Source organism: Pseudomonas chlororaphis subsp. chlororaphis, assembly GCF_003945765.1.
GTDB classification, from domain to species: domain Bacteria; phylum Pseudomonadota; class Gammaproteobacteria; order Pseudomonadales; family Pseudomonadaceae; genus Aquipseudomonas; species Aquipseudomonas chlororaphis.
This window is the reverse complement of sequence record NZ_CP027712.1, coordinates 1,996,273-2,020,772: the sequence shown is the minus strand read 5'-3', so window position 1 is coordinate 2,020,772 and position 24,500 is coordinate 1,996,273. Positions and strand designations below refer to the sequence as shown.

Annotated in this window: 25 protein-coding genes; 2 read left to right on the top strand and 23 right to left on the bottom strand. The window is 62.3% G+C overall.

All coding sequences use genetic code 11. The features are described 5' to 3' along the window. Positions 1-170: 170 nt before the first annotated feature. The 12 genes from C4K27_RS09215 to C4K27_RS09160 form a co-directional block, all read right to left on the bottom strand. Positions 171-956: a TatD family hydrolase gene (locus tag C4K27_RS09215; protein ID WP_053260210.1), complete on the bottom strand. Its 786-nt coding sequence runs from the start codon at positions 954-956 to the stop codon at positions 171-173. A gap of 82 nt (positions 957-1,038) precedes the next feature. Continuing rightward, positions 1,039-2,025 (bottom strand): DNA polymerase III subunit delta', encoded by a 987-nt coding sequence (locus tag C4K27_RS09210; protein WP_053260209.1) that lies wholly within the window; start codon positions 2,023-2,025, stop codon positions 1,039-1,041. Next, positions 2,018-2,650, bottom strand: coding sequence for a dTMP kinase (gene tmk / locus C4K27_RS09205; protein ID WP_007928062.1), 633 nt, complete (start codon positions 2,648-2,650; stop codon positions 2,018-2,020). The genes C4K27_RS09210 and tmk overlap by 8 nt, the downstream gene beginning before the upstream one ends. Before the next feature lie 19 nt (positions 2,651-2,669). Continuing rightward, positions 2,670-3,902, bottom strand: a complete 1,233-nt coding sequence (gene mltG / locus C4K27_RS09200; protein ID WP_053260208.1) for an endolytic transglycosylase MltG — start codon at positions 3,900-3,902, stop codon at positions 2,670-2,672. 3 nt (positions 3,903-3,905) lie between these two features. Next, positions 3,906-4,721, bottom strand: coding sequence for an aminodeoxychorismate lyase (gene pabC / locus C4K27_RS09195; RefSeq protein WP_053260207.1), 816 nt, complete (start codon positions 4,719-4,721; stop codon positions 3,906-3,908). After that, positions 4,721-5,965, bottom strand: a complete 1,245-nt coding sequence (gene fabF, locus C4K27_RS09190; protein WP_007928055.1) for a beta-ketoacyl-ACP synthase II — start codon at positions 5,963-5,965, stop codon at positions 4,721-4,723. Before fabF ends, pabC begins: the two co-directional genes overlap by 1 nt. Positions 5,966-6,076: 111 nt before the next feature. Then, positions 6,077-6,313: an acyl carrier protein gene (acpP, locus tag C4K27_RS09185; RefSeq protein WP_003175607.1), complete on the bottom strand. Its 237-nt coding sequence runs from the start codon at positions 6,311-6,313 to the stop codon at positions 6,077-6,079. A gap of 196 nt (positions 6,314-6,509) precedes the next feature. Continuing rightward, positions 6,510-7,250: a 3-oxoacyl-ACP reductase FabG gene (fabG, locus tag C4K27_RS09180; RefSeq protein ID WP_053260206.1), complete on the bottom strand. Its 741-nt coding sequence runs from the start codon at positions 7,248-7,250 to the stop codon at positions 6,510-6,512. 16 nt (positions 7,251-7,266) lie between these two features. Continuing rightward, positions 7,267-8,205, bottom strand: a complete 939-nt coding sequence (fabD, locus tag C4K27_RS09175; RefSeq protein WP_053260205.1) for an ACP S-malonyltransferase — start codon at positions 8,203-8,205, stop codon at positions 7,267-7,269. A gap of 126 nt (positions 8,206-8,331) precedes the next feature. Continuing rightward, positions 8,332-9,342, bottom strand: coding sequence for a phosphate acyltransferase PlsX (gene plsX, locus C4K27_RS09170; protein WP_081002236.1), 1,011 nt, complete (start codon positions 9,340-9,342; stop codon positions 8,332-8,334). A gap of 3 nt (positions 9,343-9,345) precedes the next feature. Further along, complete coding sequence (rpmF, locus tag C4K27_RS09165; RefSeq protein WP_003179396.1) at positions 9,346-9,528, bottom strand: 50S ribosomal protein L32; 183 nt, start codon at positions 9,526-9,528, stop codon at positions 9,346-9,348. Positions 9,529-9,541: 13 nt separating this feature from the next. After that, positions 9,542-10,069, bottom strand: coding sequence for a YceD family protein (locus C4K27_RS09160; protein WP_007928051.1), 528 nt, complete (start codon positions 10,067-10,069; stop codon positions 9,542-9,544). 105 nt (positions 10,070-10,174) lie between these two features. Between C4K27_RS09160 and C4K27_RS09155 the strand changes: the two genes are divergently transcribed. Further along, entirely contained in the window at positions 10,175-10,753 is a 579-nt protein-coding gene (locus tag C4K27_RS09155; protein ID WP_053260203.1) for a Maf family protein, read from the top strand. 54 nt (positions 10,754-10,807) lie between these two features. Here the strand turns inward: C4K27_RS09155 and sppA are convergent, their stop codons facing one another. From sppA to rluC, 3 genes are read right to left on the bottom strand one after another with little or no spacing between them, the layout of a single operon-like run. Further along, positions 10,808-11,797 carry a signal peptide peptidase SppA gene (gene sppA, locus C4K27_RS09150; RefSeq protein WP_009042847.1) on the bottom strand — a complete coding sequence of 330 codons (990 nt, stop codon included), beginning with the start codon at positions 11,795-11,797 and terminating at the stop codon, positions 10,808-10,810. 18 nt (positions 11,798-11,815) lie between these two features. Beyond that, positions 11,816-12,478, bottom strand: a complete 663-nt coding sequence (locus C4K27_RS09145; protein ID WP_053260202.1) for an HAD-IA family hydrolase — start codon at positions 12,476-12,478, stop codon at positions 11,816-11,818. Then, positions 12,468-13,424 (bottom strand): 23S rRNA pseudouridine(955/2504/2580) synthase RluC, encoded by a 957-nt coding sequence (gene rluC / locus C4K27_RS09140; protein WP_007928042.1) that lies wholly within the window; start codon positions 13,422-13,424, stop codon positions 12,468-12,470. Before rluC ends, C4K27_RS09145 begins: the two co-directional genes overlap by 11 nt. A gap of 716 nt (positions 13,425-14,140) precedes the next feature. On the opposite strand from rluC, the gene rne reads away from it, so the two are divergent. Next, the gene (rne, locus tag C4K27_RS09135; protein WP_053260201.1) at positions 14,141-17,350 is read left to right on the top strand and encodes a ribonuclease E; all 3,210 of its coding nucleotides are present in this window, start codon (positions 14,141-14,143) and stop codon (positions 17,348-17,350) included. A gap of 103 nt (positions 17,351-17,453) precedes the next feature. Here rne and C4K27_RS09130 read toward each other — a convergent pair whose 3' ends face one another. The 8 genes from C4K27_RS09130 to C4K27_RS09095 all read right to left on the bottom strand — a co-directional run bounded on the left by C4K27_RS09130 (position 17,454) and on the right by C4K27_RS09095 (position 24,499). Then, the gene (locus C4K27_RS09130; protein ID WP_053260200.1) at positions 17,454-18,047 is read right to left on the bottom strand and encodes a nucleotidyltransferase family protein; all 594 of its coding nucleotides are present in this window, start codon (positions 18,045-18,047) and stop codon (positions 17,454-17,456) included. Then, a complete protein-coding gene (locus tag C4K27_RS09125) occupies positions 18,044-19,039 on the bottom strand; it encodes an XdhC family protein (protein WP_053260199.1) in 996 nt (331 codons plus the stop codon). Before C4K27_RS09125 ends, C4K27_RS09130 begins: the two co-directional genes overlap by 4 nt. Beyond that, a complete protein-coding gene (locus tag C4K27_RS09120; RefSeq protein ID WP_053260198.1) occupies positions 19,039-21,357 on the bottom strand; it encodes a xanthine dehydrogenase family protein molybdopterin-binding subunit in 2,319 nt (772 codons plus the stop codon). Before C4K27_RS09120 ends, C4K27_RS09125 begins: the two co-directional genes overlap by 1 nt. Further along, positions 21,354-21,824 (bottom strand): (2Fe-2S)-binding protein, encoded by a 471-nt coding sequence (locus tag C4K27_RS09115; RefSeq protein ID WP_053260197.1) that lies wholly within the window; start codon positions 21,822-21,824, stop codon positions 21,354-21,356. The genes C4K27_RS09120 and C4K27_RS09115 overlap by 4 nt, the downstream gene beginning before the upstream one ends. A 248-nt stretch (positions 21,825-22,072) precedes the next feature. Next, positions 22,073-23,092, bottom strand: coding sequence for a UDP-N-acetylmuramate dehydrogenase (gene murB, locus C4K27_RS09110; RefSeq protein WP_053260196.1), 1,020 nt, complete (start codon positions 23,090-23,092; stop codon positions 22,073-22,075). Then, complete coding sequence (locus C4K27_RS09105; RefSeq protein ID WP_007931667.1) at positions 23,089-23,553, bottom strand: low molecular weight protein-tyrosine-phosphatase; 465 nt, start codon at positions 23,551-23,553, stop codon at positions 23,089-23,091. Before C4K27_RS09105 ends, murB begins: the two co-directional genes overlap by 4 nt. Then, complete coding sequence (gene kdsB / locus C4K27_RS09100; RefSeq protein WP_053260195.1) at positions 23,553-24,317, bottom strand: 3-deoxy-manno-octulosonate cytidylyltransferase; 765 nt, start codon at positions 24,315-24,317, stop codon at positions 23,553-23,555. The genes C4K27_RS09105 and kdsB overlap by 1 nt, the downstream gene beginning before the upstream one ends. Next, positions 24,314-24,499, bottom strand: coding sequence for a Trm112 family protein (locus tag C4K27_RS09095; RefSeq protein ID WP_007931663.1), 186 nt, complete (start codon positions 24,497-24,499; stop codon positions 24,314-24,316). The genes kdsB and C4K27_RS09095 overlap by 4 nt, the downstream gene beginning before the upstream one ends. Between the last annotated feature and the right edge of the window lies 1 nt (position 24,500).

The following is a 24,500-nucleotide window of genomic DNA, read 5'->3' as shown; positions in this document are numbered from 1 at the left end:
AAGGCCAACTGGACTGAATTCAATAGTGATCAATACTTGAAATGTCGGCGTGACATCTCCCCCAAGTGAAGCGCCGATGAAGGTACCAAGGGATGGTGTGCCTTTGTTTTACTCCTAATGGTCTTAACCCGGATTCACCCCCCAGAACCCGGGTTTTTTTTGCCTGCGATTCAGCCCTTGACGTGCGCCAGCGGGAACAGACGCTTGAAGTTCTCGGTGGTCTGTTCGGCAAAACGCTCGTAGGGCTCCCCACGCAGCATGGCCAGGAACTCGGCGACTTCACGCACGTACTGCGGCAGGTTGGGCTTGCCGCGATAAGGAATCGGCGCCAGGTACGGCGAATCGGTTTCCACCAGCAAACGGTCGGTCGGCACCTGGCGCGCCACGTCCCGCAGTGCATCGGCATTGCGGAAAGTGACAATCCCGGACAGGGAAATGTAGAAACCCAGGTCCAGCGCGGCCTTGGCCATGTCCCAGTCTTCGGTGAAGCAGTGCAGGACTCCGGCTTGCGGCAACGCCGCTTCGCGCAGCAGAGTCAGGGTATCGGCGCGCGCGCCACGGGTGTGAACGATCACCGGCTGGCCGGTCTGCTGGGCGGCTTGCAGGTGCAGGCGGAAGGATTCCTGCTGCAACTGCGCCGCTTCCGGCTCGTAGTGGTAATCCAGGCCGGTCTCGCCGATGGCCACCACCCGCGGGTGATTCAGCTCCCGCAGCAGCCAGTCGAGGGCTGGTGCGGCGCCGGGCTGGACATCCAGGGGATGGATACCCACCGAGCAATCGACGTCGTCATAACGCTCCGCCAGCGCCTTGACGTCGGCCGCATTGTCGGCGCTGACGCCAATGCACAGGAAATGCCCGACACCGCGCTGACGAGCCGCGTCCAAGGCGGCATCCAGGGAGCCGTCATGGGCGGCGAGGTCGAGGCGATCGAGGTGACAATGGGAATCTACAAGCATAAGAAGCGACAACCACATTCGGTCAATGAACAGGCCGGCCCGAGCGGCAGCCGGCGATTCGGTTTATTTCCAGACGCCGCCGTCAGTTGCGGCCAGGCAGTGCGGCCCACTGCACCAGCAAGGCTTCGAGCAACAGCACCCGATTGAGGTTGGCCTTGTTCAACACCTTCTGGCGTTGCGCAAGGATCCAGTCCTGGATCTCCAGAACCTTGGCCTGGGAGGACTTCTGCGCGAGGTACTGCACCACTTTGCGCATATCGGCCAATCCCAGCCCATCCTCATCCTGCGTCAGCTGATAACGCAGGATCAGGCTCGACCAGTCGCAAAACCAGTCGAACAGCAGTAGCAAGGGTATCGCATTCCAGCCTTCGGCCAGTTGGGTCGGCGATTGCTGCTGCTTGAGCAACTTCTTCACCCCGTCGACCACCTGCGCCCGCTGCTCGCGCGCGCCCTGGGCTTGCAGGCTGACAGCCGCCAGGGGCGAACCGGCCGCCAGGGTCAACAGCTCGACCCGCTCCTCTTCCGAGCAGTCCGGCAGGGCCTTGCTCAGCCATTGCAGGCTCATGGCCTCACTGGGCAGAGGACAGGCCTGCTGCACGCAGCGACTCTTGATGGTCGGCAACAAACGGCTCGGCTGGTGGCTGACCAGCAGCAACACCGTATCGCCGGACGGCTCTTCGAGGCTTTTCAGCAGCGCGTTGGAAGCGTTGATGTTCATCGACTCCACCGGCTCGATCAGCACCACCTTGCGCCCGCCCAGTTGCGCGGTCTGCACTACGAAGCTGACCAGCTCGCGCACCTGGTCGACCTTGATCGCCTTGTCCGCTTCCTCCGGCTCCAGCACGTAGTTGTCCGGATGGCTGCCGGCCTGCAGCAGCAAGCACGACTTGCATTGCCCGCAGGCATCCAGCCCGGCCGGACGCTGGCACAGCAGACGCGCCATCAGGCGCTCGGCCAGCGCACGCTTGCCGATGCCCGCCGGGCCATGGAGCAGATAGGCGTGGGCATGCTGCGCTCGGCCCGCCAGCTGCTGCCAGAGTTCATCCTGCCAGGGAAAGGCCTCAGCCACGGTGCAGCTCCAGCAATTTCGGCAACAGGGCGTCCAGTGCTTGCTGGACCTGGGACAGCGGCTGCGCCGCATCCACCAACAGGTAACGCGCCGGATCGGCTGCCGCGCGCTTCAGGTACGCCTGGCGTACCGCATCGAAGAATACCCGGCCTTCCAGCTCGAAACGGTCCAGGCGGCCCCGGGCGCTGGCGCGGGCCAGACCCACTTCGACCGGCAGATCGAACACCAGGGTCAGGTCGGGTCGCAGCTCACCCTGAACGAACTGCTCCAGGGTCGCGATGCGCTCCACGGACAAACCACGACCACCGCCCTGATAGGCGTAGGTGGAATCGGTAAAACGGTCGCACAACACCACCGCGCCACGGGCCAGCGCCGGACGAATCACCTCGGCCAGATGCTGGGCGCGCGCGGCGAACACCAGCAACAGCTCGGTATCGGGATTCATGACCTCGTCGCCAGGGGTCAGCAGCACCTCGCGGATCCGCTCGGCCAAGGGCGTACCGCCCGGCTCGCGAGTCAGCAACACCTCGATGCCAGCGGCGCGCAGGCGCTCGGCCAGGTATTCGCGGTTGGTGCTCTTACCCGCGCCTTCCGGGCCTTCCAGAGTAATAAACAAGCCAGTCACAGGCAGTCCTTAATCAAAGTCATTGCGGGCTTTTCGGCTCGGGCTCGACGGGAGTTTCGAGCGGTGCTTGCGGCGGTACTTCCGGGCTCACTTGGGGAGCCTCCTGAGAAGGCTCTTCAGGGGACGTCTGAGGTGCCACCTGCGGAACCGCCTCGGGCCCGGTATCGGGTGACGCCGCCGGAGTCGACTCCGGAGTCTCGGAAGCCGCCGGGCTGCCCGCCGGAGCCGGGCTGGAACGATAATCGGCGCGACGCTTGAGCTGGAACTCGCGCACGGCATTGTTATGCGCATCCAGATCGTCGGAGAACACATGACTGCCATCGCCACGCGCCACGAAATACAGACTGCTGCCCGGTACCGGGTTGAGCGCGGCATGGATCGCCTCGCGACCGACCATGGCGATCGGCGTCGGCGGCAAGCCACTGATCACGTAGGTGTTGTAGGGGGTCGCTTCCTTCAGCAGGGCGCGGGTCAACTTACCGTTGTAACGCTCGCCCAGACCATAGATCACCGTCGGATCGGTTTGCAGCAACATGCCGACCTGCATGCGGCGCACGAAAACCCCGGCGATCTGTCCACGCTCCTGGGGCACGCCGGTTTCCTTCTCCACCAGCGAGGCCATGATCAGCGCCTGATAGGGCTCGGTATAAGGCACATCGGCCGAGCGCTTGTTCCATTCCTTGGCCAGCACCTCGTCCAGGCGGCTGTAGGCTTTTTCCAGTAGCTCGGCATCGGTCATCCCACGCACGAAACGGTAGGTATCGGGAAAGAACCGGCCTTCGGGGAAAACTCCGCCGTGACCGAGCTTTTCCATGACTTCACTGTCACTCAACCCATTCAGGGTCTGCTCGAGCTTGTCATGCTTGGCCAACGCCGCGCGCACCTGACGGAAGGTCCAGCCTTCCACCAGGGTCAGGCTGTACTGCACCACTTCACCACGCTGCCAGACCCCGATCAGGCCTTGCGCGGTCATCCCTGGGGTCATGCGGTATTCGCCGCTGTGCAGTGGCTGTCCTTCCATGTTGAAGCGCCAGTACAGGCGCAGCCAGAACGCGTCCTTGAGAACGCCATTGGCTTCCATACGGTTGAAGGTACCGCCTGGCGTCGAGCCAGCCGGCACGTCGAGCAATTGCTCTTGGGTCAGGTTGAGAGGCTGCTCCAGCGCCGAGTTCAACTTCCAGGCCGAGGCGCCCAGCGCCAGACCTGCCAGAACCAGTCCGGTCTCCAGCAGAAGCAATAGTTTACGTCTCACAAATCAGGCATCCAGTAGCGTGCGGGCAATGCGTTGCAGTTTACGGGTGAGCGGTCCGGCCGACCAGCGCAGCGCGCCACAGGCAAGCACCGGCCAAATGCCATAGACACTGTTGCAGACAAAGACTTCGTCGGCCTGTTGCAACTGTTCGAGACTGATGTCGGCGATTTCTGTGGGGATAGCCAACGACGCGGCCTGAAACAATATTTCAGCGCGCATCACTCCGGCGACTCCGCAACGGCTCAGATCGGCCGTGAATAAGGCACCGTCGCGCACCAGGAACAGATTGCTGAACACGCCCTCGATCACCCGCCCGGAAACGTCGAGCATCAAGCCTTCGGCATGCTCGCTGTCCTGCCACTCGGAACGGGCAAGAACCTGCTCCAGTCGGTTGAGGTGCTTGAGGCCGGCGAGCAAGGGCTGCTCGGACAGGCGGGTGGTGCAAGGGAACAGTCGAACCCCCTGCTCGGCATGCGCCGCCGGATAAGCAGCCGGCGCATTACCCTGGAGGATTCGCCGCGGCTGCGCCCGCGGGTCGGCGGCATAACCGCGCTGGCTGTCACCCCGGGTGAGGATCAGCTTGAGCACGCCCTCCCCCAGCAGCGAGGCGTAGGCGGTGAGCTCGCTGCGGATCAACGCCTGATCGGCAGCGATGGCCAGGCGCGAACAGCCGTCGGCCAGGCGCAGCAGGTGCCGCTCCAGCAACAAGGGCTGGCCCGCCCTTACCGCGATGGTCTCGAACAGGCCATCGCCATAAGCCAGGCCGCGGTCCTTGAGCGACAGAACGTCAGCCGGCTGACCGTCGACCCAGCTGTCCATCAGCCGGCGAACCGGCGGAACACCAGGGAGCCGTTGGTACCGCCGAACCCGAAGGAGTTGGACAGCACCACGTCGATGTCCATGTTGCGTGCGGTGTGCGGCACGAAATCCAGGTCGCAACCTTCGTCCGGCTCATCGAGGTTGATGGTCGGTGGCGCTGCCTGGCTGTTGATCGCCAGCACGCTGAAGATGGCCTCGATGGCACCCGCGGCACCCAGCAGATGGCCGGTCATGGACTTGGTGGAGCTGATCGCCAGCTTGTAGGCGTGATCGCCGAACACACTCTTGATCGCCTCGGCTTCCGCCAGGTCACCAGCAGGTGTCGAAGTACCGTGGGCATTGATGTACTGCACCTGCTCGACGTTCAGCTTGGCGTCACGCAGCGCATTGGCGATGCAGCGCGCCGCGCCGGCGCCATCGGCGGGTGGCGAAGTCATGTGGTAGGCATCGCCGCTCATGCCAAAACCGATCAGTTCGGCATAGATGGTCGCGCCACGGGCCTTGGCATGCTCCAGCTCTTCGAGCACCAGCGCGCCGGCACCGTCGGACAGCACGAAGCCATCACGGCCCTTGTCCCAAGGACGACTGGCACGGGTTGGCTCGTCATTGCGGGTCGACAGCGCGCGGGATGCGCCAAAACCACCCATGCCCAGGCCGCAGGCGGCCATTTCAGCGCCACCGGCGATCATCACGTCGGCTTCGCCAAAGGCAATATTGCGGGCCGCCATGCCAATGCAGTGGGTACCTGTGGTGCAGGCCGTGGAAATGGCGTAGTTCGGCCCCTGGGCACCCAGATGGATGGACAGGAATCCGGAAATCATATTGATGATCGAGCCAGGCACGAAGAACGGAGAAATTCGACGCGGGCCGGAATCATGCAGCGTGCGGCTGGTTTCCTCGATATTGGTCAAACCACCAATACCCGACCCCATGGCAACGCCAATTCGCTCGCGGTTGGCATCGGTCACTTCCAGGCCGGCATTACGCACTGCCTGAAAACCGGCCGCCAAGCCGTATTGAATGAACAGGTCGAGCTTGCGGGCCTCTTTGACCGACAGGTATTCCTCGACATTGAAGCCCTTTACCGAGCCGCCAAAACGGGTGGAATAGGCAGAAAGGTCGGTGTGTTCGATCAGACCAATGCCACTGCGGCCAGCCAGAATGCCCTGCCAGCTGCTCGGAACATCCGTACCCAGTGGCGACAACATACCCATACCGGTGACTACGACGCGTCTACGCGACACAGCACTCTCCTTTTTTCTAATGACGACACTTTGCATCAGGCCTAAAGAAAAAACCGCACGCCGTAACGGCAGTGCGGTTTTTCCATGACAGCAAAAGACGACTAAATACGATTAAGCCTGGTGGCTGGTAACGTAGTCGATAGCTGCTTGAACGGTAGTGATCTTTTCAGCTTCTTCGTCAGGGATTTCGGTCTCGAATTCCTCTTCCAGAGCCATCACCAGCTCAACGGTGTCAAGGGAGTCGGCACCCAGGTCTTCAACGAAGGAAGCGGTGTTAACAACTTCTTCTTCTTTAACGCCCAGTTGCTCAGCAACGATTTTCTTGACGCGCTCTTCGATGGTGCTCATACCTTGTTTTCACTCCTAATGGACAAATTCAGGCAGCTGGCCAGTGGGTAAGTGTATAGAAAGGCTTTTCAGCTTTTCAACTGAAAGCTTCACTCCTCAAACCCTTTGGCCACCTGCCTATAAATTGATTGCAGCTTTATAACGGATTTTAGACAGCTCGTATGACATTTTTTTGAAGCAATCCGTCACATTTAACTCACATGTACATCCCGCCGTTCACCGGGATTGTAGCCCCGGTCACGTATGCCGCACCGTCGGATGCAAGAAAAGCGACCACTTGCGCGATCTCTTGAGCCTGCCCCAGACGACCCAGCGGAATTTGTGTTTGCAGCGCTTCACGCTGCGCTTCAGGCAAGTCGCGGGTCATGTCGGTATCGATGAAACCCGGAGTCACCGAGTTCACGGTAACCGACCGCGAGCCGACCTCACGCGCCAGAGCACGGCTGAAACCTTCCAGACCGGCCTTGGCGGTGGCGTAGTTTACTTGGCCAGCGTTGCCCATGGCACCCACCACCGAACCGATACTGATGATTCGCCCCCAGCGAGCCTTGGTCATGCCGCGCAGAACGCCCTTGGACAGGCGATACAGACTGTTCAGGTTGGTATCGATCACGTCGTACCACTCGTCGTCTTTCATGCGCATCATCAGGTTGTCACGGGTAATACCAGCGTTGTTCACCAGGATCGCCGGCGCGCCGAACTGCTCCTGAATACTGGCCAGTACGGCAGCAACGGACTCGTCGCTGGTGACATTGAGTTCAAGGCCAGTGCCTTGAATGCCGTTTTCCTTCAACGTGGCAGCAATAGCCTCGGCGCCCGAAGCGGAGGTTGCGGTACCCACAACGATAGCGCCCAGGCGACCCAGCTCAAGCGCGATGGCCTGGCCAATACCGCGGCTGGCGCCGGTAACCAATGCAACTTTACCTTGCAGACTCATGCAGGCTTCTCCTAATTCAGACCAACGCTGCGCGAGCGGCAGCGAAGGCATCTGGGGTGTTCAGGTTAGAGGTCGATACGCCTTCGGCGCAGCGCTTGTTGAGACCCGCCAGGACCTTGCCCGGACCGCACTCGACCAGCTGGGTAGCGCCCTTGGCGGCCAGGGTCTGCACCGACTCCACCCAACGCACCGGCTTGTACAGCTGCTCCAGCAGGTCGCGCTTGAGGGTTTCGAGATCCGGAGCCACATCAGCGCTGACGTTCTGTACCAACGGAATCTGTGGCGCCTGCCAGTTGATGGCGGCAATCGACTCGGCGAAACGCTCGGCAGCCGGACGCATCAGCTCGCAGTGTGATGGCACGCTGACGGGCAATGGCATGGCGCGCTTGGCGCCACGCGCCTTGCAACCCTCAATGGCGCGCTCGACAGCGGCCTTGGCGCCGGCGATCACCACCTGACCCGGGGAGTTGAAATTGACCGCGCTGACCACTTCGCCTTGTGCGGCTTCGGCACAAGCGGCCAGCACATCGGCATCTTCCAGGCCGAGAATCGCCGCCATGCCGCCCTGCCCTGCTGGAACGGCTTCTTGCATCAACTGGCCGCGACGCTCTACCAGCTTCACGGCTTCGCCCAGAGTCAGGCTGCCAGCGGCAACCAGCGCGCTGTATTCACCCAGGCTGTGGCCGGCAACGAATGCCGGGCGCGCCCCGCCTTCCGCCAGCCACAGACGCCACAGGGCGATAGAGGCGGTCAGAATGGCCGGCTGGGTTTTGTCGGTTTGATTGAGCAGCTCTTCGGGACCCTCTTGGGTCAAGGCCCAGAGATCGTAGCCCAGAGCATCGGAAGCTTCTTTGAAGGTTTCGAGGATCAACGGGCACTGCGCGCCCAACTCGGCCAACATGCCGAGGGACTGCGAGCCCTGTCCAGGAAAGACGAATGCGAGGGATGCAGACATGTAACAAGCCCCTAATGATCTTGTCGTCGGAGAATTGACGCCCCACCGTGGTGGACGCAAGAAACTGACAGTTGGATGGCCAATTGAACTGAGCGGTCACATTTAAGCATTTCCGAGTGCAAACGCCTAAAGCAACAGATCTTCGAGCCGCCCATGCAGGCGCTCCGGGAGGTTTTCCTGGATCTCGATCAACGCCCGTTGAATCGCACTCTGGAAACCCTGAACCCCTGCCGAACCGTGGCTTTTCACGACTATTCCCTGCAAGCCGAGAAAACTCGCACCATTGTGTCGCGCCGGCGCCAGATCGGCCTGCAGACGCCGCATCAGCGGCAGCGCCAGAGCACCGACCACACGGGAAATCGCGTTTTGCTTGAACAGGGATTCGATGCGCGCGGCAATCATGGTCGCCAGCCCCTCGCTGGACTTGAGCAGGATATTGCCGACAAAACCGTCGCACACCACCACGTCCGCCTCGCCGCGATACAACCCGTCGCCCTCGACAAAACCGATGTAATTCAGACCCCGGGCATTCTGCAGCAGGCTAGCTGCCAGCTTGACCTGCTGATTGCCCTTGATGTCTTCAGTACCGATATTGAGCAACGCCACTCGCGGACGAACGACCCCCAGCGTCTCGGCCGCCACCGACCCCATGACCGCGAACTGGAACAGATGCTCGGCGCTGCAATCGACGTTTGCCCCCAGATCCAGCAACTGGCAATAGCCGCGCTGGGTTGGAATAGCCGCCACCATCGCCGGACGATCGATGCCCGGAAGGGTTTTCAACACATAACGCGACAACGCCATCAGCGCACCGGTATTGCCGGCGCTGACACAGGCCTGGACCTTGCCATCACGCAGCAGCTCCAACGCCACCCGCATGGAGGAGTCCGGCTTGCCACGCAGAGCCTGGGAAGGTTTTTCATCCATGCCAATGACTTCTGCGGCGGGCACAACCATCAGGCGCGCGCGATCCACAGCCGAATGACCGGAAATCAGTTCTTCTAGAAGGAAAGGTTGACCGACAAGGGCCAGGTGCAGCGAGGGGGTGGCAGACAGGCACGCAAGGCTGGCCTGAACAATGCTGCGGGGACCGAAGTCCCCGCCCATTGCGTCAATCGCGATGACTTGAGCGGACAAGGATTACTCGTCAGCGCCCTTGTCGATCACTTTACGACCACGGTATACGCCTTCTGGCGATACGTGGTGACGCAGGTGAACTTCACCAGTGGTCTTTTCTACGGACAGAGTGCTAGCCTCGAGAGCGTCGTGCGAACGACGCATGTCACGGGCAGAGCGGGATTTTTTGTTCTGCTGAACAGCCATAATTGATTAACTCCTAAACGTTTGGGTCACGCTTTAACTGCGCCAATACACTGAACGGGTTGGACCGCGTTACCTCGTCCTCGCTCGGTTCGGGCTCATCGAGACCCGCCGGCTGCTGGCATTCTTCCGGATGATGAGCAGGCACGATGGGCAAGGCGAGCAAAAGCTCCTCCTCGATCAAAGCCTGCAGATCCAAAGGATCTTCGCCCAGTTCCAGCACGTCATAACCTTTCGGCAACGACTGGGTATTCGCACCCTCCTTCACCACAGCGTAACTGCATTCGCTGTGGATCGGCAGGGTGACCAGCTCAAGACAACGCTGGCAAACCATTTTGACTTCAGTGTCGATAAAGCTGTGGATCACCACAGATTTACGTTCATCTCGTTCAAAAACGAATTTAGCCTGCACCGTACCGACATCGTCGGAAAGCGGGTCGCAGAGTCTCTTCAAATCGGCCAGCAGCAGTTCACCTTGAAGGGTGGTGCCACGGTCAGCCAATTTGCGCGGGTCAACGTGAGGTGGAATCGGGTCATTCAACATAGGCGCAGCATTATAGGGATGCCCCCGGCCATGTCAAAGGAAATTCAGCCCTGTCCGTCACTTGCAAGCCCCGCTAGAATTCGCGGCCAGCCTCAGGAGATGCGCATGCTGCCTTTATTACTTGCCTCAAGCTCGGCCTACCGGCGCGAATTGCTCACCCGCCTGCGCCTGCCATTCACCTGCAGCTCACCGGATATCGACGAAAGCCATCGCCCCGGCGAATCCGCCAGCGACCTGGTCAAGCGCCTCGCCGAAGAGAAAGCCCGAGCGCTGGCCGTCACCCACCCAGAACACCTGATCATTGGCTCGGACCAAGTCGCGGTGCTCGGCGAGCGCATCATCGGCAAGCCCCACACATTCGAAAAGGCGCGCGAGCAATTGCTCGCCGCCAGCGGCGCCAGCGTGACCTTTCTCACCGGCCTGGCCCTGCTCAACAGCAAGAGCGGCCACTGCCAGGTCGACTGCGTACCCTTCACCGTGCATATGCGCGAGCTGAGCCCTGCCCGCATCGAACGCTACCTGCACGCAGAACAGCCTTATGACTGTGCCGGCAGCTTCAAGGCCGAGGGCCTGGGCATCAGCCTGTTCCGCAGCACCGAGGGCAGCGACGCCAGCAGCCTGATCGGCCTGCCGCTGATCCGCCTGGTAGACATGCTGCTCGCCGAAAGCGTGGAAATCCCCTGACCACCCACACTAAAAAAGCCGGCCATAGGGCCGGCTCTTTTTAAAACAGCGCAATCAACGCAGTGTCGGCCCCTGAAAGCCCATCCACATGGCCAGATGCTCGGCAACACTGGCACCCAGCTTTTTCGAGAAGCGATCGAAAGGCGACTCCTGCACAGTGAAATCCACCAATTCCTTCTCGCCAACCACATCCCGGGCAACTGAGCTGGCACTCCCCAGCCCATCGATCAAGCCCAGTTGCAGCGCCTGCTCGCCGGACCAGACCAGGCCAGAGAACAGCTCCGGGTGATCCTTGTCCTTGAGACGCTCGCCACGCCCCTGCTTGACGCTGGCGATGAACTGGCGATGAGTGGTATCCAGCACGCCCTGCCAGAACTGGGTTTCCTCGGGCTTCTGCGGCTGGAACGGGTCCAGGAACGACTTGTGCTCACCCGAGGTGTAGGTACGACGCTCCACCCCCAGCTTCTCCATGGTGCCGACAAAACCATAACCGGCCGCCGTGACCCCGATGGAACCGACCAGGCTCGCCTTGTCGGCATAGATCTGATCGGCAGCGCTGGCAATGTAGTAGGCGCCGGAAGCCCCCAGGTCGGAAATCACTGCATACACCTTGATATCCGGATGCAGGCCACGCAGACGACGGATTTCGTCATAGACATAACCCGACTGCACCGGGCTGCCGCCAGGACTGTTGATACGCAGCACAATGCCTTTGACCTTCGAGTCCTCGAAAGCCGCACGCAAGCCGGTCACGATGTTGTCGGCGCTCGCCGACTCCTTGTCCGCGATCACGCCCGTCACCTCGATCAATGCCGTGTAACCGGCCCCGCGGGTGGCGGTTTTTTCCATATCCATCAACGGCGTAAACAGCGCCAGGGCTACAAGCAGATAAACAAAGGTCAGGAGTTTGAAGAAAATCCCCCAGCGCCGCGAACGCCGCTGTTCTTGCACACCGGCCAACAGGGTCTTTTCCAGCAGTTTCCAGCTCTTGTCGTCAGCACTGTCGGCAGCCGATTTACTCGGCGCTTTCCATTCGTCGCTCATGCTTTTACCCCAAAAGACTCAATTGCCCCGCTGGCCGAGCCAGGCATGCAATTGAGGAAAACTATCGATAGACAGGCGCGGCTCGTAAGCCTGCAAGGCTTCCAGCGATTGCGCGCCATAACCGACCGCAACCGATGCCATGCCCGCGTTACGCGCCATCAGCAGGTCGAAAGAGGAATCCCCCACCATCAACGCCTGCTCGGGGCGCACCTCGCAATGCGCCAGGATCTGCTCGAGCATCAGAGGATGAGGCTTGCTCGCGGTTTCATCGGCAGCGCGGGTGATGTCGAAATAATCTTCCCAGCCATGCGCCTTCAACACCCGATCCAGGCCACGACGCGCCTTACCGGTCGCTACCGCCAGATGATATCCCTCGCTCCGGAAAGCTTCGAGAGACTGCACCACTCCGGCGAACAACGGAGAAGGCTCGGCCTCGAGAGCAATGTAGTGATCGGCATAGTGCTGGCGAAAATCTACCAGCTCGGCATCGCTGATGTGCGGATACAGCGTGCGGATCGCCTCCGGCAATCCCAGGCCGATAATGCCCTTGACCGCAAAATCGTCGCACCGGGCAAACCCCGAGCGATCGGAGGCCACATGCATGGCCTCGACTATCCGACCAATGGAGTCTGCCAGGGTGCCGTCCCAATCAAAGATCAGCAGTTTGTAATCAGGGTGCACTCAGGCGCTCCACGGTCTTGGCCCACATTTCATCCACCGGCGCCTGCAATTTCAGCTCGCCGCCATCGGGCAGCGGCACGGTCAGCATGTAGGCATGCAGAAACAGGCGCTTACCGCCCAGGTCGCGGATTTCCTTGGTGAAATCGTCATCGCCATACTTGCTGTCGCCGGCAATGCAATGCCCGGCATGCAGGGTATGCACACGGATCTGGTGAGTACGACCGGTCACCGGCTTGGCTTCGACCATGGTGGCGAAGTCACCGAAGCGGCGCAGCACCTTGAACACGGTCAAGGCCTCCTTGCCCTCTTCGTTCACTTCGACCATGCGCTCGCCGGAACGCAGGTTGCTCTTGAGCAGCGGCGCACGGACCTGCTTGATCGAGGTCGCCCAGTTGCCGCGCACCAGCGCCATGTAGCGCTTGTCGACACCATCGCCGCGCAAGGCTTCATGCAAATGACGCAGCATGCTGCGTTTCTTGGCGATCATCAGCAGGCCGGAAGTATCGCGGTCGAGGCGATGGACCAGCTCCAGCTCCTTGGCGTCCGGGCGCAACTGACGAAAGGCTTCGATCACCCCGAAATTCAGACCGCTGCCACCATGCACAGCGATGCCGGCGGGCTTGTTGATCACGATCAGGGCTTTGTCTTCATAGACAATCGAAGCCTCCAGGCGCTGCAACAACCCCTGCGCCACGGGCACGGGTTCATCACGCTCCGGCACGCGCACCGGCGGCACGCGCACGATATCGCCCGCCTGCAGCTTGTATTCGGGCTTGATCCGGCCCTTGTTCACCCGCACTTCGCCTTTGCGCAAAATGCGGTAAATCAAGGTCTTGGGCACGCCTTTGAGCCGAGCGAGGAGGAAATTGTCGATTCGTTGGCCGGCATATTCCGGCGAGACCTCAAGCAGTTGAACGCCTGGGGTCGAGGGGGCAGTAGTCGTCATGGCGCAAATGATAACAATTTTTTATGGAATTGAAGCACTTAATGATTACTGCTATAGTCGCGAACGCCGCCAAAAGCGGCCTGGACAGCGGACCAACGGCCAACAGCCGGCCCTGACCAACGCAATTCACCAGGATGCGAGGCCGTCCTACGGGGCTTTCACTACGAACGGTGGAGTTTTGCAGTTGTAACAAGCGCAGGTGACATGAGGCCTGAAGCACGCCGAAAAGCAGAGTTTCCACTCGCCTTTCGAGCAAATATTCACGGCCAGTTCACAAAGTGCAGTCAGCTACGAACGAACCCGAGCGAGCGCTTCGGAAACACCGCCTAAATTAGCCATGATGCGTGAGCTCCCCTTTCGGAGCTCACGGTAAATGCCAACCCGCTGCGGATTCTGCGCGCGGCAGCACCCGAATTATCAGGGATACGTGTAGGGTGGAGATGCACAACCGTCGGACTGTGTAGCATTAGGCTTTATCAAGACGCTTCATCTCGTCCACAGTCGCCGGTTGATTCCTCCTCCTGATTGAGCTTTTGCTTAAGAGGTGCCTTTTGTCACCCCAGCAAGCAGGACGCGTGAGTCGCGAGTTCGCCCCAACTGGCCGGATTTCGCTAGACACTGGAGCGGCCAACCGCTCCTGACGCACCTGACACCGACCGTGAGAAGTCGTGTGTGCCGAACGCCGTTTCCGGCAGCCCGGAAACCGACGGTACTACATGAAAAGAATGCTGATTAACGCAACTCAACCCGAAGAGTTGCGTGTTGCACTGGTAGATGGCCAACGCCTCTACGACCTGGACATCGAATCCGGTGCACGCGAGCAGAAGAAGGCCAACATCTATAAAGGCCGTATCACTCGCATCGAACCAAGCCTCGAGGCTGCCTTTGTCGATTTCGGCTCTGAGCGCCACGGCTTCCTGCCCCTCAAAGAAATCTCCCGCGAATACTTCAAGAAAGCTCCCGAAGGCCGCGTCAATATCAAGGACGTCCTGAGCGAAGGCCAGGAAGTCATCGTTCAGGTCGAAAAAGAAGAACGTGGCAACAAGGGTGCAGCCCTGACCACCTTCATCAGCCTGGCCGGTCGTTACCTGGTGCTGATGCCGAACAACCCGCGTGCCGGAGGCATCTCCCGTCGCATCGAAGGCGAAGAGCGCAACGAACTGCGCGAAGCCTTGAACGGCCTGGTCGCCCCTGCCGACATGGGCCTGATCGTGCGCACTGCCGGCCTGGGCCGTAGCAGCGAAGAAATGCAGTGGGACCTCGACTACCTGCTGCAACTCTGGACCGCCATCAAAGAAGCCTCGCTGGACCGCGCGGCGCCTTTCCTGATCTACCAGGAAAGCAACGTGATCATCCGCGCCATCCGCGACTACCTGCGCCAGGACATCGGCGAAGTGCTGATCGACAGCGTTGAAGCCCAGGACGAAGCCCTGACCTTCATCCGCCAGGTGATGCCGCAGTACGCCAGCAAGATCAAGCTGTATGAAGACAGCGTTCCGCTGTTCAACCGTTTCCAGATCGAAAGCCAGATCGAAACCGCCTTCCAGCGCGTCGTCGAACTGCCTTCCGGCGGCTCCATCGTTATCGATCCGACCGAAGCCCTGGTGTCCATCGACATCAACTCGGCGCGCGCCACCAAAGGCAGCGACATCGAGGAAACCGCCCTGCAGACCAACCTGGAAGCAGCGGAAGAAATCGCTCGCCAGCTGCGCCTGCGTGACATCGGCGGCCTGATCGTCATCGACTTCATCGACATGACCCCGGCCAAGAACCAGCGCGCCGTGGAAGAGAAAGTCCGCGAATGCCTGGAAGCCGACCGCGCTCGCGTCCAGGTCGGTCGCATTTCGCGCTTCGGCCTGCTGGAAATGTCCCGCCAGCGCCTGCGTCCATCCCTCGGCGAAAGCAGCGGCATCGTCTGCCCACGCTGCAACGGCACCGGCATCATCCGCGACGTCGAATCGCTGTCGCTGGCGATCCTGCGCCTGATCGAAGAAGAAGCCCTGAAAGACCGCACCGCCGAAGTTCGCGCCCAAGTGCCGATTCCGGTCGCGGCCTTCCTGCTCAACGAAAAACGCAACTCGATCACCAAGATCGAACTGCGCACCCGTGCTCGTATCGTCATTCTGCCGAACGACCATCTCGAAACGCCGCACTTCGAAGTCCAGCGTCTGCGTGATGACAGCCCGGAAGCCGGCATCAACCAGTCCAGCTACGAAATCGCCGCTGCCGCTGCCGAAGCCGAAGAAGTCCAGCCAGCCGCCGCGACCCGCACCCTGGTTCGCCAGGAAGCCGCCGTCAAGACCGCTCCAGCCCGCGCCAACGCACCGGTCCCAACCGAAGTGGCCGCCGCCCCGGTTGCCGCTCCGGCCGCCGTTGCCGAGCCAAGCCTGTTCAAGGGTCTGGTGAAATCCCTGGTCAGCCTGTTCGCCACCAAGGAAGAGCCAGCCGCTCCGGTCGTGGTTGAAAAACCGGCCACCGAGCGTCCTGCACGCAACGAAGAACGCCGCAACGGTCGTCAGCAGAGCCGCAATCGCAACGGTCGCCGCGACGAAGAGCGCAAGCCACGCGAAGAACGCGCCCCTCGTGAAGAGCGCGCACCGCGCGAAGCCCGCGAAGAGCGTCAGCCACGCGAAGTCCGCGAGGCTCGCGAGGAAGTCCAGGCCACCGCTCGCGAAGAGCGCGCGCCACGTCCGCCACGGGAAGAGCGTCAACCACGCCCACCACGTGAAGACCGCAAGCCACGCGGCGAGCGTGAAGAACGCGTGCGTGAACTGCGCGAACCGCTGGACGCTGCTCCTGCCGCTGCCGCTGTCGCCGAAGAACGTCCGGCTCGTCAGCCACGCGAAGAGCGTCAACCGCGCCCACCGCGTGAAGAGCGTCAACCTCGCGCCGAACAGGCCGCTGCCGTAGCTGAAGAAGAGCTGCTGCCGAACGAAGAGCAACTGCAGGAAGATGGTCAGGAGAACGCCGAGGGCGATCGTCCACGCCGCCGCTCCCGTGGCCAGCGTCGTCGCAGCAACCGTCGTGAGCGTCAGCGTGACGCCAACGGCAATGTGATCGAAGGTTCGGAAGAAAACAGCGAAGAGCCAAGCAGCGCCGATCTGGCCGCAGGCCTGGCGGTAACCGCTGCCGTTGCCAGCACCGTGATCAGCGCCCCGGCCGAAGCACAGGCTCACGAGCAGGCCGAACGTGCCACTGCTGCCGTCCAGGAAGCCGCACCGACCGTCGAAGCACCGGTCGTCGAGGCCACCACTGCGGTAGAGATTCCAGCAGCACCTGCTGTTGAAGTCGCCCAGGTTCGTGAAGAACAGCACGAAGAACAGGCTGTGCAACCTGCAATTGTTGCAGAACAACCAGCAGTCGTTGCCGAGCCAGTGGTCGAAGCGCCAGTCGCCGAAGCACCAGCGGCAGAGCCAGCCCAGGAAGCGCCTCGTGCCTTCGAGCGTGCCGCCGAGGCGATCGTTGCCGAAGCGCCTGCACCAGTCGCAGAAGTTGTGGCTGAAGCAGTCGTGGCTGCTGAACCTGTAGTTGCCGAGCCTGTGGCTGCCGCACCGGCAGCGCCGATTGAGGCACCTGCCGCCGAAGTGGCTGCACCGGTTGTCGAGGCCGCTCCAGCCAGCGCCCTGACCAGCACCGGTCGCGCGCCAAACGACCCGCGTGAAGTGCGTCGTCGCAAGCGCGAAGCCGAGCGTCTGCAGAAGGAAGCCGAACTGGCTGCCGCTGCTGCCGCTGAAGCTCCGGTAGAAGCCGTAGTGGCCGCCGAGCCTGCGCCAGTGGTTGCCGCGGTCGAGGCAGCTCCTGCTGCCGAACCGGCCATCGAGCAACCTGCGCCTGCCGCCGACGAAGCCCCGCGCTCCGTCGAAGAAGTGGTAGAGCACAAGCCCAAGGCCCAGGAAGAAGAGCACGAGCCTAAACCCCTCGTCTGATTCCTAGCCCGATAAAAAGCCCCGCCTGGTCACCCAGGCGGGGCTTTTTCATGCCTGCAATTCTTCGATCAACATCTTCGCCGCGAAAGCGAGCCCAGCGATCTCAACCGCTAAAAACCAACGCCTGCGGCATATCCACGTCCCACAACACGCCAGCATCCGCCAGTTCCACCTCGACAACCTGCCCCGCGGCAAACAGCGGCCTGGCTCCTCGATCCCCGGTCAGGCCCCGCAACGCCTGCCCAAAGGCCGCGCCAAAAGCCACCGGGTGACCATAGGCCCCCTTATAAACAGGCACCCGGATCATTTGCTCGCCCAGTTCCCGCACCACGCTCTCGATACTCGACGGCAGGATAAAGGGCATGTCCCCCAGCACCACCAGCCAGCCACTGGCATCGGCGCAGGCTGCGACGGCCGCCGCGAGGCTGTCGCCCATACCCGGCGAATCCAGAAGCACCACCTGGCAGCCATAGGCTTCAGCCAAGGCAATCACCTCGGTACGGTCCGGCGTTGTCACCAGGACTCTACGGGTCAGCAGTTCGGGCAAACTCCTCAGGACCTGCTCGACTACCGGCCTGATCACCGCGTCTCGTCCCAGGCATGGAGCCAGCAACTTGTCTTGCCCGCCCCCCGCCGCCTGTCGGAAACGACTGCCCTGCCCCGCGGCCAGGATGACCGCGCACAGCGACTCGCTCACGCGCTCACCTGCGCAGTGACTTGAGGTGGCTTTTTCTGCAACAGGTCGATGCCGTTCTTGATGGCGACGATCTCCGACATCACCGACAGGGCAATCTCCGCCGGTGTATGGCTGCCGATATGCAGGCCGATGGGCCCGTGCAGGCGTTCGATGGCCTGCGGCTCCAGTCCCAGCTGGGCCAGATTCTCCCGACGCTTCTGACTGTTGACCCGAGAGCCCAGCGCCCCGACGTAAAACGCCCGGGAATTGAGCGCGGTCAACAGCGCCATGTCATCCAGCCGGGGGTCATGGGTCAGCGCGACAATGGCTGTACGCTCGTCAGTCTCGATATTCAGCACCGCATCGTCCGGCATTCCCGGCACAAAACGCCCGTGCTGCTCTTCCCAACCGTAGACAAACTCCTTGCGCGGATCACAGATCAGTACTTCGAAGTCCAGCAGCCGCGCCATTTCCGCCACATACCGCGACAACTGCCCGGCGCCGATCAGCAACAGCCGCCAGCGCGGGCCATAGATCGCCCGCAGGGTGGTGTCATCGAAGCTCAGCACGTCGGTCTTGCTGGCCGGCTTTAGCAGCACTTCACCGCTGCTCAGGTTCAACTCCCGAGCGACGATTTCATGCGCCTCGCAACGAGCCAGCAGTTCCGCGACCCAGCCCGGATCGCCAACCCGCTCCTCGGTCAGGCGCAAGGTGCCGCCGCACGGCAGGCCAAAACGTGCGGCCTCCTCGCGGGTCACGCCATAGGTCACCAGTTGCACCGGCGGCCCGTCCAGAGACAGGCGGCCATCGTGCAAACGGGCGATCAGGTCGTCCTCGATGCAACCGCCCGAGACCGAGCCGATCACCATGCCGTCTTCGCGCAAAGCCAGCATGGCCCCCGGTGGCCGCGGCGCGCTGCCCCAAGTCTGGACCACGCTGTACAAGGTCACGCGCTGCCCCGCGCGGCGCCATTCCAGCACGCTGCGCAGGACATTCAGGTCGACGCTGTCCATCAGGCCTTGCCCGCCTGTTGCCAGCCCTGCAGCTGGTAACGCACTGGCAGGTTACGGATGCGCTTGCCGGTGGCGGCAAAGATCGCGTTACACAGGGCCGGCGCGATCGGCGGCACGCCCGGCTCACCGACACCGCCCAGTGGCACATCGCCCGGTGGCGTCACCAGGTGCACGGCGACTTCCTTCGGCGCCAGAGACATGCGCGCCACTTCATACATATGGAAGTTGTCCTGCTGGACCTTGCCATCCTTGAAGCTGATCTCACCCACCACCGCATTGCCCAGGCCCATCACACAGGCGCCCTCGAACTGCGAGCGGATACGCTCGGGATTGATCTGCGGACCGCAGTCCACGGCGATATCGGCCTTGTGCACGATCAAGGTGCCATCATCCTTGACCTCGACCTCGATCACCGCCGCCACGTAGGTGACGAAGCTGTAATGCACCGCCAGCCCCAGGCCGCGGCCCTTGGGCAGGCTGCGGCCCCAGCCCGCCGCCTTGGCCGCCGTCTCCAGCACGCCGCGCATGCGCGCGGTGTCGATTGGGTAACGCTCCGGCGACTCACCGTAGTTCCACTCTTCGCTCAAGGTCCGCGGATCGATCCGGCGATCCGGCCCGAGCAGTTTGAGCTGGTACTTCAACGGGTCCTGGCCCGCCTTATGGGCCAGTTCGTCGATAAAGCTCTGGATGGCGAAACCGTGCGGGATGTTCGACACCGAGCGATACCAGCCAACCCGGGTATGCGCAGCGGCCTCGGGGTTTTCCAGGCGCACGTTGGGAATCGCATAGGCCAGGTTGGTGAAGCCCATGCCCAGTTCGAAGGCGGCCTCATGGTTCATGCCCGGGGCGAACAGCGCGGTGATGCTCGGCGCCACGGTGCGGTGCAGCCAGCCGGACGGCATGCCGTCCTTGTTCAGGCTGGCCTTGAGGTATTGCGCCGACACGGTGTGGAAGTAGGAGTTGTGAATGTCGTCTTCACGGGTCCATTGCACCCGCACGGCCTTGCCCGGCACTTCCTTGGCGAGAATCGCCGCCTCGAGGATGAAGTCGGGCTTGGATTTACGCCCGAAGCCACCGCCGAGCAAGGTGATGTTGACCGTCACCTTGTCGAAGGGAATGCTCAGGCGCTCGGCAATACGTTCGCGGGTCACCTGTGGCGCCTGGCTCGGAGCCCAGGCTTCGCACTGGCCGTCCTTGAAGCGCGCCACGGCGACCATCGGTTCCATCGGCGCCTGCGCCAGGTGCGGCAGGTAGTAGGAGGCCTCCAGGTTGCTGTCGGCGCTGCCCATGGCGTCGTCGATATTGCCGGTGCTGCGCACTACCTTGCCGGGCTTGAGCGCCGCGGCTTCCAGTTCCTTGCGGTAGGCAATCGAGTCGTAGCCGGCGTTGACGCCATCATCCCACTCGATCTTCAACGCATCGCGGCCCTTGATCGCCGCCCAGGTATTGCTGGCGATCACCGCCACGCCGCCCAGCGGCTGAAACTCGGAAGGCAGCGGGCGACTTTCGATCTGCACCACCTTGATCACGCCCGGCACCTTCAGCGCCGCGCTGCCATCGAAGGATTTGACCTTGCCGCCATAGACCCGTGGGCGCGCAACCGTCGCGAAGAGCATGCCGTCGAAATGCACGTCGGCGCCGTAGACCGCCTGGCCATTGACGATGTCCGCACCGTCGATGGCGCGGGTGCCCTCCTTGCCGATGTAGCGGAATTCGCTGGGTTGCTTCAGCCGCAGGCTGTCGCGGGCCGGCACCGCCAGGGCGCTCGCCGCCGCGGCCAGGGCGCCGTAGCCCAGTTCACGGCCGCTCGGCTGGTGGACCACTTTATGCAACTGCGCCCGGCACTCGGCCAGCGGGACTTTCCACTGCTCGGCCGCCGCCTGCTCGAGCATGGTCCGCGCCGCCGCACCGCAGCGCCGCATCGGCTCGTACCAATGGCGCATGCTGCGCGAACCGTCGGTGTCCTGGTTACCGAACAGCGCCTCGTCGCCCGGCGCCTGCTTGACCTTCACCAGCGCCCAGTCGGCCTCCAGTTCGTCAGCGACCACCATGCTCAGGCTGGTACGCACACCCTGGCCCATTTCCGAACGGTTGCAGAACACGGTCACGCTGCCGTCGGCGGCGATGCTCACGTACACCTTGGGGTCATCGACCCAGCCGTTGGGCATACCGTCGGCACCGAACTTCTTCTCTTCGGCGAAAGCGTCCTGCCAGCCCCAGCTGGCCGCCAGCACCAGTGCGCCGGTGGCTCCGACGCCTTTGAGAAAACCGCGGCGGCTGAGGTTGCTCAAAGCAAAATCATTCGGCAGCTGGCTCATGCCTTGGCCTCCTTCAGGTGGGTGGAGGCCTGGCGGATCGCCGTCTTGATCCGGTTGTAGGTGCCGCAGCGGCAGATGTTGCCAACCATGGCGGCTTCGATCTGTTCGTCGCTGGGGTTGGGGTTGACCTTGAGCAAGGCAGTGGCCGACATGATCTGCCCGCCCTGGCAGTAGCCGCACTGGGCCACTGCGCTGTCCAGCCAGGCCTGCTGCACGACTTTGCCGACCGGGTCGCTGTGCAGGTTGTCGATGGTGCTGACATTCTGCCCGACCACCGAGCCGATCGGCGTGATGCAACTGCGCGCCGGGGCGCCGTCGATATGGATGGTGCACGCGCCGCACAGGCCCATGCCGCAACCGAACTTGGTGCCGTTGTAGCCCGCCACGTCGCGGATAGCCCAGAGCAGCGGCATGTCCTCGGTGACATCCAGTGGGTGATCTTGACCGTTGAGTTTCAGGGTAATCATGGGCACGCCCGCATATTTTCCGTTTATGGGGTCGAGCAATCTGCCGTTGAGTACAACGACTTGCAGGAGCAGATCGACTCAGGCTAATGGGCTCTCTTATGAAGACGGGGAGTCTTCACCGGGCCTTTGGGGGTACAAATAGTTGCATTGTTAGCAGGCTAAGTTAAGCCGCAATTAACAAAAAAGCCTTGCAGGGTGTGAACCCATGCAAGGCTTTGCTGGCGCGTCTTGAGCTTAGCTCAACAAGCTCAGTAGAGATTGGGCTCCATCTCCAGCTGAACATGGAAGCGCTCGGCAATATCCTGCTGGATCCTTCGTGCCAGGCTTAACAGCTGCAAGCCCGTGGCACCGCCATAGTTGACCAGCACCAGCGACTGCAAACGATGCACCCCGGCATCGCCATCGCGAAAGCCCTTCCAGCCCGCCTGTTCGATCAACCAGCCAGCGGCCAGCTTCACCTGCCCGTCCGCCTGTGGATAACCCACCAGCCCCGCATGCCGCTGCCTGATCTCGGCCGCCAGCGCAGCGGACACTACCGGGTTTTTGAAGAAACTGCCGGCATTGCCCAGTACCGCCGGGTCCGGCAGTTTTTCGCTGCGGATGCTGCAAATGGCGAGACTGACATCGCTGGCCGTCGGCTGCTCAATGCCCTGCTCGCTCAAGCGCTGGCGCACCGGGCCATACTCCAGGTGCAGATGCTCGCTGCGGGCCAGGGCAAAACGCACCCGCAGAATCAGCCAGCGGCCAGCCTCTTGCTTGAACAGGCTATCGCGGTAGGCGAACTGACATTCCTCCAGGCTGAAATCGCGCAACTCGCCGCTCTGCCGATCCAGTGCGGTCAGGCCGGCGAACACATCCTTGATCTCGACCCCGTAGGCACCGATGTTCTGCATCGGTGCGGCGCCCACAGTCCCCGGAATCAGGCTGAGGTTTTCCAGGCCGGACAAGCCCTGTTGCAAGGTCCACTGCACGAAGGGATGCCAGATTTCACCCGCTTCGGCTTCGACTACTACCTGCTGGCCATCGTCGCTCAGCAGACGAATGCCACGGGTACTCATGCGCAAGACCAGCGCTGGAATATCCGCGGTCAGCAGCAAGTTGCTGCCGCCGCCAATCACCAGCAGCGGCAGTCGATGCTGCGCCGAACAGGCCAGCGCCTCACGCACGTCGGCATCGCTGTGGGCCTCGGCGAACAGCTGCGCGCGCACATCGACGCCGAAGGTGTTGAAGGGCTTGAGGGAAACCTGGGACTGCAGATGCAAGCTCATAGACGCCCCTTCAGCTCGATCACCAGCCGATCGCTGGCGTACTCGATCAGGTCCAGCACCTGCTCGAAACCTTGCTCACCGTCGTAGTAAGGATCCGGCACCTCGTCCACCGCCGCCTCGTAGCGGCGCAGGAACAGGTCCAGCTCGGCCTTGCCCTGGGCCGGCTGCAGCGCCTTGAGGTTGCGCAGGTTGCTCTCGTCCATGGCCAGGATCAGGTCGTAGCGAGCAAAGTCCGCGCTGCTGACTTGCTGCGCGCGCTGGGCCGACAGGTCGTAGCCGCGCAACAGCGCCGCGCGCTGGCTGCGCTTGTCCGGCGCCTTGCCGATGTGCCATTCGCCGGTGCCCGCGGACGCGACTTCGACCCGGTCGGCCAGCCCCGCTTCACGTAACTTGTGGCGCAGTACGCCCTCCGCCGTCGGCGAACGGCAGATATTGCCCAGGCAGACAAACAAAACCCGCATCAGGCCTCCAGCAGGCGACGAACGCGCTCAAGGTCTTCGGCGGTATCGACACCACCAGGTGGCGCTTCCAGGGCATCGGCGACATGGATACGCACGCCGTGCCACAAGGCCCGCAACTGCTCCAGCGACTCGGTGTTCTCCAGCCAGCACGGGCCCCAGCTGACAAAGTCATGCAGGAAACCGGCGCGGTAGGCATAGATGCCGATATGGCGGCGATAAGGCACGCCTTCCGGCAGCAGGTCGCGATTCTTCGCAAAGGCGTCGCGCGCCCATGGCAAGGTGGCGCGGCTGAAGGTCAGGGCCAGACCATTGATGTCACTGACCACCTTGACCACGTTCGGGTTGAACAGGGTCTCGACGTCTTCGATCGGCTCGGCCAGGGTGGCCATGCTCGCTTCGGTGTGGGTAGCCAGGTTGGCGGCCACCTGGTCGATCACCGCCGGCGGGATCAACGGCTCGTCGCCCTGGACATTGACCACGATGGCATCCGCGGCCAGGCCCAGCTGGCTGGCGACTTCTGCCAGGCGATCGGTCCCGGAGTTGTGGTCCTCGCGGGTCAACACCGCTTCGGCGCCGAAGCCCTGGCAGGCTTCGACGATTCGCGCGTCGTCGGTCGCCACCACCACACGCTGGGCGGCGCTCTTGCAGGCCTGTTCCCAGACGTGCTGGATCATCGGCTTGCCGGCGATCATCTGCAGCGGTTTACCCGGCAGGCGGGTGGAGGCGAATCGGGCTGGAATGACAACGGTAAAGGCTGTGGTCATTTATCCAGGCGCTCGTCGGTGCTGAGGGTGCGGGCTTCGCTTTCCAGCATGACCGGGATGCCATCACGAATCGGATAGGCCAGGCCGGCGCCCTTGCTGATCAGCTCGGTCTTGTCGGCGCTGAGCTTGAGCGGTCCCTTGCAGATCGGGCAAGCGAGGATATCGAGCAATTTGGTGTCCATG

Excerpts from the sequence above, each read along its gene's own strand:
- C4K27_RS09215 (WP_053260210.1), bottom strand. The coding sequence starts at position 956 with ATGCTTGTAGATTCCCATTGTCACCTCGATCGCCTCGACCTCGCCGCC.
- pabC (WP_053260207.1), bottom strand. The coding sequence starts at position 4,721 with ATGGACAGCTGGGTCGACGGTCAGCCGGCTGACGTTCTGTCGCTCAAG.
- acpP (WP_003175607.1), bottom strand. The coding sequence starts at position 6,313 with ATGAGCACCATCGAAGAGCGCGTCAAGAAAATCGTTGCTGAGCAACTG.
- fabG (WP_053260206.1), bottom strand. The coding sequence starts at position 7,250 with ATGAGTCTGCAAGGTAAAGTTGCATTGGTTACCGGCGCCAGCCGCGGT.
- fabD (WP_053260205.1), bottom strand. The coding sequence starts at position 8,205 with ATGTCTGCATCCCTCGCATTCGTCTTTCCTGGACAGGGCTCGCAGTCC.
- rpmF (WP_003179396.1), bottom strand. The coding sequence starts at position 9,528 with ATGGCTGTTCAGCAGAACAAAAAATCCCGCTCTGCCCGTGACATGCGT.
- C4K27_RS09160 (WP_007928051.1), bottom strand. The coding sequence starts at position 10,069 with ATGTTGAATGACCCGATTCCACCTCACGTTGACCCGCGCAAATTGGCT.
- C4K27_RS09155 (WP_053260203.1), top strand. The coding sequence starts at position 10,175 with ATGCTGCCTTTATTACTTGCCTCAAGCTCGGCCTACCGGCGCGAATTG.
- sppA (WP_009042847.1), bottom strand. The coding sequence starts at position 11,797 with ATGAGCGACGAATGGAAAGCGCCGAGTAAATCGGCTGCCGACAGTGCT.
- rluC (WP_007928042.1), bottom strand. The coding sequence starts at position 13,424 with ATGACGACTACTGCCCCCTCGACCCCAGGCGTTCAACTGCTTGAGGTC.
- rne (WP_053260201.1), top strand. The coding sequence starts at position 14,141 with ATGAAAAGAATGCTGATTAACGCAACTCAACCCGAAGAGTTGCGTGTT.
- C4K27_RS09125 (WP_053260199.1), bottom strand. The coding sequence starts at position 19,039 with ATGGACAGCGTCGACCTGAATGTCCTGCGCAGCGTGCTGGAATGGCGC.
- C4K27_RS09120 (WP_053260198.1), bottom strand. The coding sequence starts at position 21,357 with ATGAGCCAGCTGCCGAATGATTTTGCTTTGAGCAACCTCAGCCGCCGC.
- C4K27_RS09115 (WP_053260197.1), bottom strand. The coding sequence starts at position 21,824 with ATGATTACCCTGAAACTCAACGGTCAAGATCACCCACTGGATGTCACC.
- murB (WP_053260196.1), bottom strand. The coding sequence starts at position 23,092 with ATGAGCTTGCATCTGCAGTCCCAGGTTTCCCTCAAGCCCTTCAACACC.
- C4K27_RS09105 (WP_007931667.1), bottom strand. The coding sequence starts at position 23,553 with ATGCGGGTTTTGTTTGTCTGCCTGGGCAATATCTGCCGTTCGCCGACG.
- kdsB (WP_053260195.1), bottom strand. The coding sequence starts at position 24,317 with ATGACCACAGCCTTTACCGTTGTCATTCCAGCCCGATTCGCCTCCACC.
- C4K27_RS09095 (WP_007931663.1), bottom strand. The coding sequence starts at position 24,499 with ATGGACACCAAATTGCTCGATATCCTCGCTTGCCCGATCTGCAAGGGA.